Origin of the sequence: Pseudomonas alkylphenolica (assembly GCF_016009175.1) — a bacterium.
Classification (GTDB): Bacteria; Pseudomonadota; Gammaproteobacteria; order Pseudomonadales; family Pseudomonadaceae; genus Aquipseudomonas; species Aquipseudomonas alkylphenolica_B.
On sequence record NZ_JADUCM010000004.1, the window covers coordinates 159,405 to 176,549 of the forward strand.

Consider the following 17,145-nt stretch of genomic DNA (forward strand, 5'->3'; position numbering starts at 1 on the left):
GTTTCATCATTGATCAACGCTAATCAATCGCATCCACGCTGGAGCGTCTGCGTGGTTCGCAATAAAGTGAACGGGGTACCGATTAATATGCCTTGTGGTAACTGAAAATCGGCGCCTAATAACTCTTGGTGATTTAAGCGGTAAAGACCCGCCGCAAGCATCGGCGTACCCTTGAAACGCCCGGCGGATGGGAGTACCGTCTGCGCCTTACAGGGCACCTCTGCTAGTTGCCGGACAATCCGACTTGTCCTACAACTCATAGTAGAGAGGCTAGAAGCGAATCCAGTAAGCGTGCTCAAGCCTTGACGAGCCGCCTACGCCAACCTAATTCTGGCGCCGTTTGCCCACATGCAGAAAACCAGTGCAACGCTGCTGATCATCGATGACGACGACGTCGTACGTGCGAGTCTTGCCGCCTACCTTGAAGACAGTGGTTTCCGTGTCCTGCAAGCGAGCAATGGCCAGCAGGGCCTTCAGGTCTTCGAACAGAAACAGCCCGATCTAGTGATCTGCGATCTGCGCATGCCGCAAATGGGCGGTCTGGAGCTGATTCGCCAGGTGACTGAGCGCGCACCCGAGTTGCCGGTCATTGTGGTGTCCGGTGCCGGGGTGATGAACGACGCGGTCGAAGCCTTGCGCCTGGGCGCAGCCGATTACCTGATCAAGCCCCTGGAAGACCTCGCGGTGCTCGAGCATTCGGTACGCCGCGCGCTGGACAGGGCACGTCTGGTGCTGGAAAACCAGCGCTACCGCGAAAAGCTCGAAACCGCCAACCGCGAGCTGGAGGCCAGTCTGCACCTGTTGCAGGAAGACCAGACCGCCGGGCGGCAGGTGCAGATGAACATGCTGCCGGAAAGCCCGTGGGTGGCGGACGAGCTGTCATTTGAGCACCAGATCATTCCATCGTTGTACCTGTCGGGCGACTTTGCCGACTATTTCCGGGTCGACGAGCGCCGTATCGCGTTCTACCTGGCCGATGTTTCCGGTCATGGCGCCTCCTCGGCGTTCGTTACCGTACTGCTGAAATTCATGACCACCCGGCTGTTGTTCGAATTCAAGCGCAATTCCAGATTGCGCGACTTCAAGCCTTCAGAAGTGCTTGGACATATCAACCGCGGCCTGATCAACTGCAAGCTAGGCAAGCATGTGACCATGGTTGGTGGTGTAATAGATGAAGACACGGGCCTGATGACCTACAGCATCGGCGGCCATCTGCCCTTGCCTGTGCTGTACACACCGGGCCAGAGCCGCTACCTGGAAGGGCGCGGCTTACCGGTCGGGCTGTTTGAAGAGGCGACCTACCAGGACCATGTGCTGGAGTTGCCGCCACAATTCAGCCTGACCTTACTCTCTGATGGCATTCTGGACCTTTTGCCCGGGGATACACTCAAAGATAAAGAAGCTGCCTTGCCGGAAATCGTCAAGGCCGCGGGTGGCAGCCTGGATGGGCTGCGCCAACGATTCGGATTGGCTACGCTTGGGGAGATGCCGGATGATATCGCCCTATTGGTGTTAAGCAGGAACCTTCAATGAGTACGGGTAGAATCCAGTTCGCCGAACAGAGCGGCACGTTCGTTCTGAAGTTTGTCGGTGAAGTGCGTCTGACTTTGTGTTCAGCGCTGGATGCGACTATTGAGAAGATCTTCACGGCGCTGAATTTCTCGGCGATCGTCATTGATCTGACGGAAACCGAAAGCATCGACAGTACCACCCTGGGTTTGCTGGCCAAGCTCTCGATCCTGTCGCGGCAAAAAGTTGGCCTGTTGCCTACCGTGGTGACCACCAACCCGGACATTTCGCGGTTGCTGCAGTCCATGGGCTTCGACCAGGTGTTCAACATCGTTGATCGGCCGATCCCGTGCCCGGAGTGCTTGACCGACCTGCCGTCCCAGGACCAGAACGAAGACGTGGTGCGTTCCAAGGTGCTGGAAGCGCACAAGATCCTAATGGGACTGAACGATTCCAACCGTGAAGCCTTTCACGACCTGGTCAACGCCCTCGAGCGCACCTGACGCGCCCCACAGGCGCCATCAGGCGCCTGCAGACCCCTGACGTTAATCCTTGACCCGTGGTGGAAACTCCGTCGCTGCGCCGCCGTTGGCGTTCAGCTGGAAAATCCGCTGCGGCTGTCCCTGTTCATTGAAAAACACCTGGCCGAGACCGGCGCTGTTCCACAGTCGCTCGCCCGCTTTGCTGTGGCTCGGTGTGCGCGGAATCACTTCCATCTGCCGACGTTTTGTCAGCCAGTTCAGCGGCGAACGAGGCGAATACAGCCAGCGGTTGAGGCGGTCGAAGGTATCCAGCAGGCGCCGTGGAAACTCGTTCTTTATGCCGCTGCTGGTGATTTGCCAGAGGTGCGGGCTGCGCTGGCGATGACGGATCAGTACTTCATAGACGAAGGAGTAATGCACATCGCCGGACAGGATCACGTAGTGTCCGGGCGTCCGTGAGTGGCGGAAAATATTCAGGATCACCTGTGCGGCACCGCGATGGGCCATCCAGTTTTCGGCGTCGACCAGCAGCGGATAACCCAGCCAGCTGAACACCCGCTGCACGGTCTCGATCAGCTTGACCCCGAAGATCGGCGCCGGTGACACGATGATGGCCGAGGGGTGGTCGAGTAGGGCCTGTTGCAGTTCGCTCAGGGCTTCCCAGTCAAGCAGGCCGGAGGGTTTCTTCAGGTTGCTTTCGCTGCGCCAGCGTCGCGTCCGGGTATCCAGAACCAACAGTGGCGGATTGCTCGGCAGCACGAACTGCCAACCTTGAAAACGCAGTGTTTCATCAATCAGCGCATCCTGCAGCGGGGCGTCCAGGTGCTGGTCGGTCAGGGCGCTGTGGCTCAGTGCCTGGCATTTGTGCACCAGCGCGCGACAGGCGTCGGGGTCGTTTCCCCACCCCTGGCACAACAGGTAGGCAAGCAGTGCGTTGCCAATGATGCGCCTGGAAAAAGGGTGACCATAGGCGGTTTCTTCCCACTGTGCCGACAGGTTCCAGTCATCGGTAATGTCGTGATCGTCGAAGATCATCAGGCTGGGCAGATGGGCCAAAACCCGCGCCACGCCGCCGAGGCCGCCGACAAAGTTGTCGATCAGCTGTTGCTCCTGCCGGTAGCGCGCCTGGCGCTCCGGGGTGAGCCCCGGCGGCATCTGCGGCGTGATCAGGGTCCAGGGCACCGGCGACCAGACCAGCAGGTACATGGCCATGACCTCGGCAAAGGTCACCAGGTGGTTGTCGGCGTTGCTGCTGGTGAAAATCGGCTTGCGTGCGCCACCGAAAAAGCGCTCGCGCAGGGTCTCGTTGCTCTCCAGTGCAGGCAGCAGGTCGGCCCTGTGGTAATAGCTGGCCGGGTGTCGATAGAGCGCGCGGCTGTCATCAACCACCGCACCTTGCAGGGTTTCGTCGAATAGCCCCAGCCGTTCGATCAGCGCATGGATCGCCCGTAACATGGGCCCGGCGACATCATCGGCGTAGATCTGATCGCCGCTCATCATCAGCACCGCGGGGCGCGACCTGGGATCGGAACACTCCTTGAGTAGCCGATCGGCACACAGCAGGCCATCGGCGGCGGGGTGATGGGGCTTGCGGCATGAACCGTGGAGCAGTTGTTCAATACGCGAATGCACCACGAAGCTGGGCCGTTGAGTACCGTCATAAAGCAGGTGTGGTGCCCACTGTGCGATGCCCTGGGCGCCTTCGGCAGTCGCCAGGCTCAGGTCGTAGTCGATCTGTTCATTGCAGGGCAGCGGGGTGTCGAGCTGCACGTCGATCAAGTGCACAAAGGCCTGGCGACCGATTGGAATGACCTGGCAGTCGATGCTCGAGGTAACACCCGGGAGGCTCAGTTGCAGCGCTGGCTGCAGGGGCTGGGAGCCCACCAGCCAGAACACCAGGCGTGCCGGTTCAACACGGCGCAGCACAGGGCCGGCAAGGACGACGGGTAAAACGGAGGATTCAGGCATCAACATCTCGAAAAGCACAACTGCAAGCAGCGCGGGCCAGACCTGCTCCTGCATCGACAGCGCGGCAGGAGCGGGGCTGGCCCGCGATGAGGCCGTCTAGGCCGTAAAAAACAGCGATACTCGGCATTCACTGCCGTAGTGGCAATTGCTGTTTTGTATCAAGCCTTTGCTGCGAGCAAGGCTTCGAGCTTCTCTTGATCCCGGGCAAACTGGCGAATGCCTTCGGCCAGTTTCTCGGTGGCCATGGCATCTTCATTGGAGGCCCAGCGAAATTGCGCCTCGGTCAGTTCTTGACGGGCTTCACCCTTGTTGCCCGGCACCAGGACGCGCGGCAACTCGCCCTGGTCTTCACTCAGTTGCTGCAGCAGTTCAGGGCTGATGGTCAGGCGGTCGCAGCCGGCCAGTTGCTCGATCTGGCCGATATTGCGGAAGCTCGCGCCCATGACCACAGTCTTGTAACCGTTGGTCTTGTAGTAGTCGTAGATCCGTGTGACCGACTGCACGCCCGGGTCTTCGGCGCCGACGTATTCCTTGCCGGTAGCTTTTTTGTACCAGTCGTAGATACGGCCCACGAACGGTGAAATCAGGAACACCCCGGCATCGGCGCAGGCCTGGGCCTGGGCGAAGGAGAACAGCAGGGTGAGGTTGGTCTGGATGCCTTCTTTCTCCAGCACTTCGGCGGCGCGGATACCTTCCCAGGTCGACGCCAGCTTGATCAGCACGCGGTCGCGGCCGATGCCAGCCTTATCGTAGAGCGCGATCAGCTGCCGGGCTTTGGCCAGCAGTGCTGGTTGGTCAAAAGACAGGCGGGCATCGACCTCGGTTGAGATACGCCCCGGAATGACCTTGAGAATGCCGGCGCCTACCGCCACGGCAAAGGCATCACAGGCAAGGCCCACATCGCCTTTGCTGTGTTCGACCGACTGGCGCAGCAGATCGGCATAGCCGGGCATCGCGGCGGCCTTGAGCAGCAGGGAAGGGTTGGTGGTGGCGTCGACCGGTTTCAGGCGGCTGATGGCATCGATGTCGCCAGTGTCGGCAACCACAGTGGTGAACTGCTTGAGTTGTTCCAGCTTGGAGGTCATGGGCGTGCTCTGTCCTGTGCAATGGATCGACATTACCCGAGCGCTGCCAGCCGCTCAAGGGCTGGCTGGCAGGCGGGGTAAAGGATATGCCTTGGAGTGGCGAAGCCGGCACAGGTTCCGGAGCTAGCGGCCCTGCAACAACGCACCCGCCTGGTCGAGCAGCGCCAGCGGGTCCTTGCTCTTGTGGATATCCACCGAAAGCAATTGGCGGAATTTGCGCGCCCCCGGGAAGCCCTGGCCCAGTCCGAGAATATGCCGGGTCACATGGTGCATGGCGCCACCTGAGGCCAGGTGCGCGGCAATGTAAGGGCGAAGCTGCGCCAGTGCTTCACTGCGGCTGATCACCGAGGCCTGGCTACCGAACAGCTGCTGGTCGACTTCGGCCAGTACATAGGGGTTGTGGTACGCCTCGCGTCCCAGCATCACCCCGTCGAAGGTCTGCAGGTGCGCCTGGCATTCGGCGAGCGTCTTGATGCCGCCGTTGAGGATGATCTCCAGCTCCGGAAAATCAGCCTTCAACTGCGCCGCCACGTCGTAGCGCAGCGGTGGAATCTCGCGGTTTTCCTTCGGCGACAGGCCTTCCAAAATCGCAATGCGCGCATGCACGGTAAAGCTGCGGCAACCGGCGTCACGCACTTGCCCGACAAAGTCGCACAGCTCGGCGTAACTGTCGCGGCCATTGATACCGATACGGTGCTTGACCGTCACCGGAATCTGCACTGCATCCTGCATCGCCTTGACGCAATCGCCGACCAGCGCCGGGTGGCCCATCAGGCAGGCGCCGATCATGTTGTTCTGCACCCTGTCGCTGGGGCAGCCGACGTTGAGGTTGACCTCATCGTAGCCAGCGTCCTGCGCCAGCTTCGCGCACGCGGCAAGATCCGCCGGCACGCTGCCGCCCAGTTGCAAGGCCAGCGGGTATTCGGCTTCGTCGTGACGCAGGAAACGCTCGGCATCGCCGTGCAGTAGGGCGCCGGTGGTGACCATTTCGGTGTAGAGCAGGGCATTGCGCGAAAGCAGGCGCAGGAAGTACCGGCAGTGGCGGTCAGTCCAGTCCATCATCGGCGCCACGCTGAAGCGGCGGGACGGCTCAGGGCGCGGGTTTACTGGGGGTGCGGCGGATTCTAGGGGCATGGTCTACGACGTGTCTTGTACCAATTTCGGGGCGTTTTTGGCGTTTCACAGGGGGCGTTGGTACAGGTGATGCCGCGCTGGTCGGTGCAAAAACAAAGGTGACATAGTCTACCAAGACTGCCAGGTGTTCGCCCGTTGGCCGGTCGCTCAAATGATCAACCGGCAGCCTGCGCTGCTCTGTATTTTAACTTCATTTGATCCGGGGCCTTTATCGGGCGTGGTGAAAAGGCTGGTAGCTACGGCCAATAAACCAATGATGTGCATCAATTTTCTCCCCATCCATGCCTTCTATATTGCTGTTAAAGGAATGAGTAGTGTCTCTTGCCTTCGCTACACAGCGTTGGTACGAGCGCCAATAAAATAATAAGGAGTCGCCCCTGTATCGAGCGTTCGTCGCACCAGGCGGTGAACGCACGATAGCCGCAAGGTCTTGCTCATGAAGTCAACTGTCGTTTCCGTCGCCCGTAAACTCAAACTCTATCAATTGGTGGTCTTCGACCAGGTACTGCGCAGCGGCTCACTGATGGGGGCCGCGCAGGCGTTGAACCTCACCCAGCCCGCCGTCACCAAGATCATTCACGACATGGAGGCGTTCCTCGGTGCAGCGTTGCTGGTGCGTGGCAACCGCGGTGTGCACGCAACCGAACTCGGGAGTGTGGTCCTGCGTCGGGTCCACGCCATGCTTACCGAGCTGCGCAGCCTGACCGACGAGGTCAACGCTTACCACAGTGGTACCACCGGCCAGGTCATGGTGGGTTCGCTGACTTCGGCATCGACCCTGCTGCTGCCACACACCTTGCGCCATCTCAAGGCACGCGCACCCGGGGTGCTGGTGACTGTAAGAGTCGGCCAGATGGATCAATTGTTCTCAAGCCTGCTGGCGGGCGAGCTGGATATTGTGATCGGGCGCATTCCCGATGACTGGCGCTGGCACGAGTATGAGCCACGGCTGAAGGTCGACGTGTTGTGCGAAGAGGGGCTGTGCATTGTTGCTGGCGCTGACCACCTGCTGCATGCCAGCGGGCAGCCGGTAAGCCTGGCGGATCTGCATCCGTTTCCCTGGATTTTACCGCCGCGCAGCGGCTTGTTGCGCCGTACTGTCGATGGCCTGTTCGAGGCACTTGAGCTGGGGCCGCCCACCAACGTGATCGAGTCGATCGCGACCCTAACCAATTACGAACTGATGCAAGACCAACAGACCATAGGCTTCCTTCCCCTGCAAACTGCTCAGCAGTTGGCCCAGAGCGGCAAGCTCAAGGCGTTTGATCTGGGCAAACCGATGACCTTTGGCAGCATCGGCTGTTTTTACTCCGCCATTCGCAACCTCGACCCGGCCACCCGTCTGTTCAGGGAGTGCCTGACCCTGGCCAATCAAACGTTGCTGGCGTCGACGGATGCACCCAGCCATTACTAAACGTAATAGTCACAATCAGTCTGTTGATGAGAGCTGGCTAATAGCCGCACATATACTAAGGGGAACGCAATCTGAATTGATTCAAGAACATACGGATCCTTGAGCATGAGAAGTAATCTGCCGGTCAGCCAACAGGAAGTCATTTTCCAGAATGAACAGCGGCTGATTTCCGCCACTGACCTGCAGGGTAATCTGACGTACTGCAATGACGAGCTAGTGGCCATCAGTGGTTTCAGCCGAGAGGAGTTGCTGGGGAGTCCGCACAATATTGTCCGCCATCCGGACATGCCCGAGGCCGTCTTTGCCCATATGTGGTCCTACTTGAAGGACGGCAGGAGCTGGATGGGGATCGTCAAGAACCGCTGCCGCAATGGCGACCACTATTGGGTCAGTGCTTATGTCACCCCGGTGCTGGAAGGCAGCGTGGTGGTGGGTTATGAGTCGGTCCGGGTCAAGCCGCAGCGAGCTGATATTGAACGTGCGTCTGCGCTTTACGAGCGCATGCGCTCAGGCAAAGCCGGCTGGAGTCTCAAGGGCCTGGGTCGTGCGCTGGTGGGGCAGGGGCTGGTGCCAGTGCTGGTGGGCGTGCCGTGCCTGGCGGCGGTGATGTACCTGGATCGCTGGCCCGCAATCGGCGTGCTGGTGGCGGGGTTTGTTGCTTTGCAGGCCGCGTCGCAGTGGCGTTTGCAGCACACATTCGCCAAGGTGCGAAGCGCAACGCCAGACAGTTTCGACAGTGAGTTGATCGCCCGCACGTACACCGATGAGCAGGGCGTAGTGGCGCAACTGATGATGTCGCTGATCAGCGAGCAGGCCAAGCTGCGTACGGCTCTGAGCCGTTCCAGCGACTATGCCAACCGGACCGAGGCGATGGCGGCCCAGAGCGGGCAGCTGGCACAGGCCTCGGTTTCATCCTTGCAGCGCCAGCGTGATGAGTCCGATATGGTTGCCACGGCCATGACACAAATGGCGGCGTCGATTGCCGAGGTCTCGACCCATATTCATGACACCGCTGACGAAGCCGAAGGCGTCAACCAGTTGACCCAGGTTGGCTCGCAAGAAGCGGGCAAGACCCGCCTGGTGATAGAGACGTTGCAGCAAACGGTGAACCAGATCAGTCAGTCGGTTGAGCACTTTGCCGGTGAAACGCAGTCGATCCAGATCGCCTCGAACATGATTCGGCAGATCGCAGACCAGACCAATCTGCTGGCGCTCAACGCCGCGATCGAGGCGGCCCGTGCGGGCGAGCAGGGCCGTGGATTCGCCGTGGTCGCCGATGAAGTACGGGCACTGGCCTTCAAGACCCAGGAATCGACAGAGACCATCCAGAGCATCATCCAGTCGCTGCACAGCGCAGCCAATCAGGCTGTGGACATTGCCCGTCAGGGCAGCGATGAGGCGCATGTGGGCGTCGACCAGGTGATTGCCACACAAAACGCCCTCGACGGTATTGGCGTTGCTGTGGAGCGCATTCACCAGATGACCGAGCAGATGGCGGCGGCCTCCCAGCAGCAATCCCATGTGGCCGAAGACATCAGCCGACAGATCACCACCATCGCTCAGGTGTCGGAGCAAAACGTCGATATCGCCGCCAGCTCCGCCACCCTTGGCCGCGAGCTGCAGCAAACCGCGCACGACATGTACGCGTTGGTGGACAGGTTCAACCGTTAGGCCGCGGCAGGCCTCAGAACGCGAGCTTGTAACCGATCATCAGCAGCATCGCGGCCAGGCACGGGCGCAGCACGCTGTCGGAAATACGCCCGGTCAGGTGGCTACCCAGGTAGATGCCTGGCAACGAACCCAGCAGCAGGTAACCCAGCAGCGACCAGTCCATGTTGCCCATGCTGGCATGGCCCAGGCCGGCAACCAGGGTCAGCGGCACGGCGTGTGCGATCTCGGTGCCGACCAGGCGGCGGGTGACCAGGTAGGGGTACAGCAGGAACAGCGCCACGGTACCCAGCGCGCCGGCGCCGATGGAGGTCAGCGAGACCATCACGCCAAGGACCACGCCGGTCACGACCGTCAGTGTGTTGAGGGCGCGGCCGCTCAGGTGATAGCGGTCACCGGCGTGTTTGCTGGCAAAGGCCTGCAGTTTGCTTTTGAACAGGATGGCCAGCGCGGTGAGTATCAGTACGACCGCCAGGCCCTGTTTGATCACGGCGTTGGCAGCCTGGGTGTCGGTGTCCAGGGTGCTGAGGAAGTACAGGGTCGCGGCAGCGGCAGGCACACTGCCCAGGGTCAGCCAGCCGGTGATTTTCCAGTCGATGTTCTTGTTTTTGCCATGCACCCAGACGCCGCTCGCTTTGGTGATGGCGGCATACAGCAGGTCGGTACCGACCGCTGTGGCGGGGTTGATGCCGAACCAGAGCAGGATCGGGGTCATGAGGGAACCGCCGCCTACGCCGGTCATGCCGACGATAAAACCAACGACAAGGCCTGCAATGGTGAAGCCGAAAGATCCTACATCCATAATCTACCTAAACGCTCAACGGGCCCGTGATCGGATGGCAGCCAGCATAAAGGTTTTTTTATAGCGAAATAGACTAGTTCGTTATTAGGTTATAACTGAAGCGGGCGCAGGTTTACCCAGGCCGCCGCTTCATCGATCCGTCATCACCACCATCACATGGGCATCCTCGCCGTCGTCGCTCTCGGACAGGTAGATATGGCCAATGTTGCTGTTGAAGTAGGCGGTCTCTTGCGGGCCGATACTGACGGCTTCTCCGGTTTCGAAAACGATCCGCACCCGGCCACTGAGCACCAGCGCAAATTCCTGGCCAGGATGGCGGATGAAGTCGTCGAACTGCTGGCGTTCACGGGCAATGATCCGCGCGTACATCGGGGTCATCAGGCGTTCGGGAAACTCGCCGGCAATCACGTGGTAGTCATAGGTCCCGGTGCTGTAGCCCGGGGCAGAGGGCAGGGTATTGACCACCACAGTGGTCGACGCCGGGACATCGCCGACTTCGGCGCTGCGAAACAACTGGGCGATATCGACATTCAGGGCCCGCGCCGCCGCCGCCAGTTTTTCGTAGCTCACAGAGACCTGCGCCAGTTCCATTTTCGACAAGGTCGACACGGGCACACCGGAGCGCTCCGACAACTGCTTGAGGGTCAGTTGCTGGCTCTTTCGCACGCTCCGCAGGCGGGTTCCGACTTCGGAGCGGTCGATCGGGGGGAGCGCGCCAGGGCGGACGGCAGCAGGGGAGCGGTCACTCATCAAGAATCTCAATCAGGCATTACGGGCGAGCATCTTACCGTGGCCGCTTGCGTAAATTAAAATTCTCATATATTAGAATTCTCATAAGTGATAATTTTAGATTTCCATCAGGCAATGGCAAGGTTATGACGCAGATTTTCGACAGCGTGATCATTGGCGCCGGTATCGCAGGTGCTTCTTTGGGCTATCGGCTGGCCGGCCAGCAACGCGTGCTGCTGCTGGAGCGTGAATCGCAGCCCGGCTACCACTCGACCGGGCGTTCGGCGGCGATGTTCATGGAGGCTTACGGGACGGCGCAGATCCAGGCGCTGACCCGCGCCAGCCGGGCGTTCTATGAGTCGCCGCCGGCCGGGTTCTGCGACCACCACTTGCTGGAGCCGCGCGGCTGCCTTTACATCGCCAACCTGGAGCAGCAGGCACTGCTGGCGGACAGTTACGCGCAAAACCTGGCCAACGGCACCGAAGTCAGTCTGCTCGATGCACAGGCCGCACTGGCGATGGTGCCGAGCCTGCGCGGCGAGGTGCTGGCCGGCGCAATCCATGAGCCGGGGGCGATGGACCTGGACGTGCATGCCCTGCATCAGGGATTTCTGCGCGGCTTTCGTCAGGCTGGCGGCGAGCTGCGCTGCAACGCCGAGTTCGTCGAAGGACGCTTTGTCGAAGGTGTATGGCAAGTGCAGTTGGGCGATGGCGCGGTGGTACAGGCGCGCCAGCTGGTCAACGCGGCGGGTGCCTGGGCCGATCAGGTCGCGCTTGCCTGCGGCGTGTCACCGGTTGGCCTGCAGCCCTGCCGTCGCAGTGCATTTACCTTCGAAGCGCCGACAGGCCAGACGATTGCCGGCTGGCCGACCGTCATCGGCATCGATGAAAGTTTCTACTTCAAGCCCGATGCCGGGCAACTGCTGGGCTCACCCGCCAATGCCGACCCGGTCGAGCCGCAGGATGTGATGGCCGAGGAGCTGGACATAGCGATCGGTATCTACAACATCGAGGCCATGACCCACCTGAGCATCCGCCGACCCAACCATACCTGGGCCGGGCTGCGCTCGTTCGTTGCCGATGGCGACCTGGTCATTGGCCGTGAGCCACAGAACCCCGCATTTTTCTGGCTGGCTGCTCAGGGTGGCTATGGCATCCAGTCGGCAGCCGGCGTTTCCCAGCTGGCCTGTGCGCTGCTGCTGGATCAAGCGCTTCCCGCTTCGCTGAGCGCCGAAGGTGTCGAGCCGCAACGCTTGTCGCCGGCGCGTTTTCGTTAATCCCAAGAGGACATTTACATGAGCTCGACAATCCAGCGTATTCCCAGCCACCTGCCATATCCGTTCTCCAAGGCGGTCAAGGTCGGTGGCTTCCTGTTCCTCTCCGGGCAGATCCCGATGAATGCTGCAGGCGAAGTGGTGAAGGGCGACATCCAGGCCCAGACCCAGGCCACCCTGGAGCGCATTGGCGAAACCCTGGCGGAGTGCGGGGTAGGCTTCGATCAGGTGGTCAAGGCCACGGTGTGGCTGTCTGACATGGCGCATTTCGCCGGCTTCAACGAGGTCTACAAGACATTTTTCGCCAATGGCTTCCCGGTGCGTTCGACCGTCAGTGCCGGGTTGGCCCTGGGGGTGGATGTGGAGATCGAAGTACAGGCCTGGATCGGCAACGACTGAGGCCAACACTGCTGCGTGGTGCCGGGAAATAACAACAAGGTCCGTTCAGGGCCATAGCTGCCAGAGGGTTCGAAATGAATGATCAGCTGAAAATTGCAGGCGCCTTTATCGGCGTGATCGTGGGCGCAGGCTTCGCTTCCGGGCGGGAGTTACTGCTGTTTTTCGTCAATTTCGGCATCTGGGGGCTGGTCGGCACGCTGGTCAGTGCGGCGCTGTTCACCTTTCTCGGCATGGCCCTGGCGGGCTTGGGCAACCGCCTGCAGGCGACCTCCCACAAAGATGTGGTGTACGCCATCTGTGGCCGTTATCTGGGGTTGTTCGTCGACCTGCTGATTACCTTCTTCATGTTTGGCGTGACGGTGGTGATGCTGGCCGGAGGCGGCGCCTTGCTTGAGCAACAGTTCGGTATCCCGGCATTGGCCGGTAGCGTGGTGGTGACGCTGCTGGTGGTGGCGGTGGTTTGCCTGGATGTGCAGAAGGTGATTGTCCTGATTGGCGCCGTGACACCGTTCCTGATCCTGGCGGCCACCGTGATCGCGCTGTACGCCGTGTTCACCCGTGACCTGAGTTTCACTGCGCTGGATCAGGTCGCCACTCAGCAGGAGGCCGGTGCCAGCCACTGGTTGCTGGGGGCGCTGTTGTATGTCTCGTACAACGTTGTGGCCGGCGCGCCAATGCTGGCGATTCTCGGCGGTTCGGCACGTCTGGAAAAAACTGCCATCTGGGGTGGCATCCTCGGAGGCCTGGGCCTGGGTGGCCTGATGCTGGTGATGAGTGCCGGGTTGCTGTCGCGTCTGGACTCGATCGCTGACCTGCCGATGCCGATGCTGTCGATTGCCAGCGAAATCTCCCCGGCGCTGGGCGTGATCATGTGCGTGATCATCTTCGGCATGATCGTCAACACCGCGGTGGGCATGCACTATTCATTTCTGGCGCGGCTGTTGCCACCGGGTACCCGCAGCTTTCGCGTGGGGGCTGTGGCAGCAGGGGTGGCGGCGTTCATTTGCAGCCTGATCGGTTTTATCAGCCTGGTCGGCCAGGTCTATCCGTTCTTCGGCTACCTGGGTTTCGTGGTGATGCTCGCCGTACTGGTCGGCTGGGTGCGCATGGGCCGGGTCAAACGGGCCGTGGTGGTATAACCGCCGGCACCTGACGAGGGCGCAACACGCCCCCGTCAGGTGATGGGTCAGATCTTGAAGCTGTCGACCAGTTGCTTCAGGCGGCCAGCCTGCTGGGCCAGCGCGTCGCAATGGCGCAGGGTATCGTTGAGGTTGGTCACGCCTTGCTGGTTCAGCACGTTGATCTGGGTGATGTCCAGGTTCAGGCTTTCGACAACGGCTGTCTGTTCTTCGGTGGCCGCCGCCACCGACTGGTTCATGCCGTCGATCTCGCCAATGCGCTGGGTCACGCTGTTCAGGCGCTCACCGGCCTGATTGGCGACCAGTACGCTTTCCTCACTCGACACCTGGCTGGCGTTCATGGTGTGCACTGCCTCGCGGGAGCCGACCTGCAGGGTGGTGATCATCTTGTGGATCTCTTCGGCCGACTCCTGGGTGCGATGGGCCAGGTTGCGCACTTCGTCGGCGACCACGGCAAAGCCGCGGCCGGCTTCCCCTGCACGGGCCGCTTCGATGGCCGCATTCAGCGCCAGCAGGTTGGTTTGCTGGGAGATGCCCTTGATCACATCGAGGATCTGTCCGATGTCATCGGTGCTGGCATTGAGGGTTTCGATTTGCTCGCAGGATTCGCTGATTTTTTGCGACAGCGAGGTCATGGCCGAAATGGTTGCTTCCACTACCTGGCGGCCGTCGTTGGCCTGTTCGCTGGCACCGCTGGCGTGCTGCGAGGCATCGGCCGCATTGCGGGCGATTTCCTGGGTGGCAGCGCCCAATTCATTGATTGCGGCGGCAACACTGTTGGTGCGCATGCTCTGTTCTTCGGAGCCGATGATCGAGGCGTTGGAGGCACTCATCACGCGCTCGGACAGGTCATGCACCTGGCGAGTGGCCGACGACACTTCCGCAATCGAAGCGTGAATGCGTTCAACAAACTGGTTGAAGGCTGCGGCCAGTTCGCCGAACTCGTCCTTGTTCTCCACAACCAGGCGGCGAGTCAGGTCGCCTTCACCCTGGGCGATGTCCTGCATGGCCCGGCCCATGGTGGTCAATGGCCGCATCAGTACCGGAATCAACATGCCCAGCACACCGGCAATCATGGCTACCGCGATAAGCATGGCAATGATGGCCGAAGTGCGGAACTGGCTGAGCGCGGCATAGGCCTTGTCCTTGTCGATCGACAAGCCGATGTACCAGTCGGCTGACGGCAGACCGCTGACCGGGGCGAAGGCAATGATCCGCTCTTCGTTGTTCAGCGTGACCTCATGGGTGCCCGCGGCAACGCTCAGGTTGCTGCCCGGGTAGATGTCCTTGAGGTTCTTCATCACCTTGTCTTTGTCCGGGCTGACGATCACCTGCCCCTTGCCGTCTACCAGGAAGGCGTGACCGATTCCGCCGAAGTCGACGGCATTGATGATGTCGACCAGCGTGCCCAGGCTCAGGTCGCCACCGACCACGCCCAGCAGTTCGCCGCTGGACTTGTTCTTGACCGGCATGGCGATGGTGACCACCAGCCCGCCGACGGCAGCCATGTAGGGCGGGGTCAGCATGGTCTGGTTGGCGGCGACGGCAGCGGTGTACCACGGGCGCTGACGCGGGTCGTAGCCGTCGGGCATTTTTGCGTCCGGGCGCTGGGTGAATACGCCATTGGCCTGGCCAACATAGGTGAACTGGAAGTTGTCGGTAAACGCAGGTTGGTCCACCAGCCCCGGGAAGTCGGCATTGCTGCCCTGGTGGGCAACGTCCTGGGCGAGGTTTTCCAGCAGCAGGACGCGGCCGTCCATCCAGTTGCGCACGCTGCTGGCGGTCAACGCGCCGGCTTGTTTGACCGAAGACTCGATGTTTTGCCGCAGGGTGTTGCGCTGGAGGTAATCGTTGTAGAGGGTAAACAGAGCGAAAGCCAGAACCACGACGCCGCAGGCGCACAGCAGGATCTTGTGGCGAAATTTCAGGTTCATGTTCCGAGACCTTGTGCCAGTAAGGAGGAGCCCGCGCGGGGCTTTTGGCCAATGCGCGGGCTTATCCTCACGGCTATCGGCCGCAGGCTTGAAAAGCTGAAAGGCAGATTGTCGCAGGGCAAGTCGAGGGATGCGGCCCACGCCCGCCAGGCACTAGACGCCGAGCAGCCGCACCAGCGCCTGTGCGGCTTTTTGCAGTGGCAGGTTATGCCGCCAGAAGGCGTGAACCGGCAGTTTCAGTTCGTTGCGGGTGTTCTTGAAGTCCAGGCGCAGCAGTCGGCCGGCTTGTAGCAGTGGCGCGACCCGTGACAAGGGGAAGTCGCCCCAGCCGAGGCCGGCTTCTACCATCTCAAGCGCCATGCTCAGGCTGTTGGTGCGCCAGTGTGCCTTGCCGATCAGGGCGCGGGGATCGCTGATCGGCAAGTCCTGGCTGGCGACCAGAATCTGCCGGACATTGGCCAGGTCTTCGAGGTAGGCGATCTGTCGGGGGCGATGCGCAAGGGCAGGGTGCTGCGGTGAAATGGTCGCGACCAGCGACTCCATGCCGACCTGCTGAAAGCGTTGCCGCGGGTCTACCGTCAACCCGGCGAACGCCAGGCACAGGCTGGCGCGGCCACTGTGCAGCAGCGCCAGTGCTTCTTCCTGCGGTGCGCTGAGCAGTTCGACCTCCAGCAGCGGATACTGGGCGCTGATGGTCTTGATCGCGTTCAGCAGGGGGGCGTGATCGATATCCGGAACCACACTGATGGTCAGCGTGCTTTCCAGCCCTTGGGACAGTTCCAGGGCATGTACCTGTAATTGGCCCAGCTGTGCGGCAATCATCCGCGCCTGCGGTGCCAGTGCTTGCGCAAGGGCTGTGGGCTGCGCTTCACGGTGGGTGCGGGTGAACAGCGCATAGCCCAGTTCGGCTTCAAGGTTACCGACGGCCATGCTCACGGCCGAAGGTACACGGCCCAGTGCGCGCGCGGCGGCCGAGAAGGAACCGTGATCGAGCACGGCAAGAAACAGTTCGATGTTGTCGCTGGAAAAATTCAAGGCGGGCCTCCTGTCAGTGAATCTGATAGCAGTCGACTTTTTCTGTCAATAAGTTTGACGCATTCTTGCACGCCTCTGCTGCCCGTACGGGCAGCGCTTCATGAAAAATCGAGGTAACGCAGTGCAAGGTGTGAAACGCAAACTGGTGTATGTGAGTGCTTATGAGCTGATCGGCCTGTGCCTGTCGACCCTGGGGCTGGCCTATCTCTCGGACACGGCGCCAAGCAGCACCGGCCCGCTGGCGGTGATGATTACCACCATCGCCATGGCCTGGAACTTCATCTACAACACCCTGTTCGAGCGTTGGGAAAGCCGCCAGCTCAAGCGCGGGCGCAGCGTTGGCCGACGTGTAGCGCATGCCATCGGTTTCCAGTTGACCCTGGTGGTCTACCTGATCCCGCTGATTGCCTGGTGGCTGGACATGAGCCTGGTCGAGGCGTTCCTGGTGGACCTGGCGTTCATCATCCTGATCCCTTGCTACACCTTCCTCTACAACTGGCTGTTCGATCGCATTTTCGGCTTGCCGACATCGGCCCAGGCCGTGGATAGCCGTGGTGTCGCCGCCTGAGGTGA

15 protein-coding genes and 1 pseudogene are annotated in these 17,145 nt (G+C 61.0%); 8 read left to right on the plus strand and 8 right to left on the minus strand.

All coding sequences use genetic code 11. From position 1 onward, the window contains the following. The first annotated feature begins 348 nt into the window (after positions 1-348). Complete coding sequence (rssB, locus tag I5S59_RS06675; RefSeq protein ID WP_128326194.1) at positions 349-1,533, plus strand: two-component system response regulator RssB; 1,185 nt, start codon at positions 349-351, stop codon at positions 1,531-1,533. Beyond that, positions 1,530-2,012, plus strand: coding sequence for an anti-sigma factor antagonist RssC (rssC, locus tag I5S59_RS06680; protein WP_013971741.1), 483 nt, complete (start codon positions 1,530-1,532; stop codon positions 2,010-2,012). Before rssB ends, rssC begins: the two co-directional genes overlap by 4 nt. A gap of 42 nt (positions 2,013-2,054) precedes the next feature. Here rssC and I5S59_RS06685 read toward each other — a convergent pair whose 3' ends face one another. From I5S59_RS06685 to dusA, 3 genes are all read right to left on the minus strand, one after another. Beyond that, on the minus strand, positions 2,055-3,959 hold the full coding sequence (locus I5S59_RS06685; RefSeq protein ID WP_197875912.1) for an alkaline phosphatase D family protein: 1,905 nt from the start codon (positions 3,957-3,959) through the stop codon (positions 2,055-2,057). A gap of 158 nt (positions 3,960-4,117) precedes the next feature. After that, the gene (tal, locus tag I5S59_RS06690; RefSeq protein WP_197875913.1) at positions 4,118-5,044 is read right to left on the minus strand and encodes a transaldolase; all 927 of its coding nucleotides are present in this window, start codon (positions 5,042-5,044) and stop codon (positions 4,118-4,120) included. A 123-nt stretch (positions 5,045-5,167) separates the two neighbouring features. Beyond that, positions 5,168-6,178, minus strand: a complete 1,011-nt coding sequence (gene dusA / locus I5S59_RS06695; RefSeq protein WP_197875914.1) for a tRNA dihydrouridine(20/20a) synthase DusA — start codon at positions 6,176-6,178, stop codon at positions 5,168-5,170. A gap of 436 nt (positions 6,179-6,614) precedes the next feature. On the opposite strand from dusA, the gene I5S59_RS06700 reads away from it, so the two are divergent. Together I5S59_RS06700 and I5S59_RS06705 are read left to right on the plus strand one after the other, a co-directional pair. Next, entirely contained in the window at positions 6,615-7,592 is a 978-nt protein-coding gene (locus I5S59_RS06700) for a LysR family transcriptional regulator (protein ID WP_197875915.1), read from the plus strand. Positions 7,593-7,697: 105 nt separating this feature from the next. Then, on the plus strand, positions 7,698-9,263 hold the full coding sequence (locus tag I5S59_RS06705) for a methyl-accepting chemotaxis protein (protein ID WP_197875916.1): 1,566 nt from the start codon (positions 7,698-7,700) through the stop codon (positions 9,261-9,263). Between the two features lie 13 nt (positions 9,264-9,276). On the opposite strand, the gene I5S59_RS06710 is transcribed toward I5S59_RS06705, so the two are convergent. Continuing rightward, positions 9,277-10,062 carry a sulfite exporter TauE/SafE family protein gene (locus I5S59_RS06710; protein WP_128326244.1) on the minus strand — a complete coding sequence of 262 codons (786 nt, stop codon included), beginning with the start codon at positions 10,060-10,062 and terminating at the stop codon, positions 9,277-9,279. Between the two features lie 129 nt (positions 10,063-10,191). Next, positions 10,192-10,812, minus strand: coding sequence for a helix-turn-helix domain-containing protein (locus I5S59_RS06715; RefSeq protein ID WP_197875917.1), 621 nt, complete (start codon positions 10,810-10,812; stop codon positions 10,192-10,194). 125 nt (positions 10,813-10,937) lie between these two features. Between I5S59_RS06715 and I5S59_RS06720 the strand changes: the two genes are divergently transcribed. The 3 genes from I5S59_RS06720 (at position 10,938) to I5S59_RS06730 (ending at position 13,603) form a co-directional block, all read left to right on the plus strand. Then, positions 10,938-12,068: an NAD(P)/FAD-dependent oxidoreductase gene (locus I5S59_RS06720; protein ID WP_197875918.1), complete on the plus strand. Its 1,131-nt coding sequence runs from the start codon at positions 10,938-10,940 to the stop codon at positions 12,066-12,068. Between the two features lie 18 nt (positions 12,069-12,086). Then, on the plus strand, positions 12,087-12,464 hold the full coding sequence (locus tag I5S59_RS06725; protein ID WP_128326247.1) for a RidA family protein: 378 nt from the start codon (positions 12,087-12,089) through the stop codon (positions 12,462-12,464). 74 nt (positions 12,465-12,538) lie between these two features. Then, positions 12,539-13,603 carry a hypothetical protein gene (locus I5S59_RS06730; RefSeq protein WP_197875919.1) on the plus strand — a complete coding sequence of 355 codons (1,065 nt, stop codon included), beginning with the start codon at positions 12,539-12,541 and terminating at the stop codon, positions 13,601-13,603. Between the two features lie 47 nt (positions 13,604-13,650). Here I5S59_RS06730 and I5S59_RS26690 read toward each other — a convergent pair whose 3' ends face one another. From I5S59_RS26690 to I5S59_RS06740, 3 genes and pseudogenes are all read right to left on the minus strand, one after another. Next, on the minus strand, positions 13,651-14,436 hold the full coding sequence (locus I5S59_RS26690; RefSeq protein ID WP_420066442.1) for a methyl-accepting chemotaxis protein: 786 nt from the start codon (positions 14,434-14,436) through the stop codon (positions 13,651-13,653). Between the two features lie 69 nt (positions 14,437-14,505). Further along, positions 14,506-15,537: pseudogene (locus I5S59_RS26695) on the minus strand (cache domain-containing protein); the annotation flags it as partial. Positions 15,538-15,690: 153 nt separating this feature from the next. Further along, positions 15,691-16,572, minus strand: a complete 882-nt coding sequence (locus I5S59_RS06740) for a LysR family transcriptional regulator (RefSeq protein ID WP_197875921.1) — start codon at positions 16,570-16,572, stop codon at positions 15,691-15,693. Positions 16,573-16,693: 121 nt separating this feature from the next. Between I5S59_RS06740 and I5S59_RS06745 the strand changes: the two genes are divergently transcribed. Continuing rightward, positions 16,694-17,140 (plus strand): PACE efflux transporter, encoded by a 447-nt coding sequence (locus I5S59_RS06745; protein WP_197875984.1) that lies wholly within the window; start codon positions 16,694-16,696, stop codon positions 17,138-17,140. The last annotated feature ends 5 nt before the right edge of the window (positions 17,141-17,145 follow it).

Bases quoted from the DNA above. Each gene is read 5' to 3' on its own strand.
- I5S59_RS06720 (WP_197875918.1), top strand. From the start codon at position 10,938: ATGACGCAGATTTTCGACAGCGTGATCATTGGCGCCGGTATCGCAGGT.
- I5S59_RS26690 (WP_420066442.1), bottom strand. From the start codon at position 14,436: ATGAGTGCCTCCAACGCCTCGATCATCGGCTCCGAAGAACAGAGCATG.
- tal (WP_197875913.1), bottom strand. From the start codon at position 5,044: ATGACCTCCAAGCTGGAACAACTCAAGCAGTTCACCACTGTGGTTGCC.
- rssC (WP_013971741.1), top strand. From the start codon at position 1,530: ATGAGTACGGGTAGAATCCAGTTCGCCGAACAGAGCGGCACGTTCGTT.
- I5S59_RS06710 (WP_128326244.1), bottom strand. From the start codon at position 10,062: ATGGATGTAGGATCTTTCGGCTTCACCATTGCAGGCCTTGTCGTTGGT.
- I5S59_RS06715 (WP_197875917.1), bottom strand. From the start codon at position 10,812: ATGAGTGACCGCTCCCCTGCTGCCGTCCGCCCTGGCGCGCTCCCCCCG.
- I5S59_RS06700 (WP_197875915.1), top strand. From the start codon at position 6,615: ATGAAGTCAACTGTCGTTTCCGTCGCCCGTAAACTCAAACTCTATCAA.
- I5S59_RS06705 (WP_197875916.1), top strand. From the start codon at position 7,698: ATGAGAAGTAATCTGCCGGTCAGCCAACAGGAAGTCATTTTCCAGAAT.
- dusA (WP_197875914.1), bottom strand. From the start codon at position 6,178: ATGCCCCTAGAATCCGCCGCACCCCCAGTAAACCCGCGCCCTGAGCCG.
- rssB (WP_128326194.1), top strand. From the start codon at position 349: ATGCAGAAAACCAGTGCAACGCTGCTGATCATCGATGACGACGACGTC.
- I5S59_RS06685 (WP_197875912.1), bottom strand. From the start codon at position 3,959: ATGCCTGAATCCTCCGTTTTACCCGTCGTCCTTGCCGGCCCTGTGCTG.
- I5S59_RS06730 (WP_197875919.1), top strand. From the start codon at position 12,539: ATGAATGATCAGCTGAAAATTGCAGGCGCCTTTATCGGCGTGATCGTG.
- I5S59_RS06725 (WP_128326247.1), top strand. From the start codon at position 12,087: ATGAGCTCGACAATCCAGCGTATTCCCAGCCACCTGCCATATCCGTTC.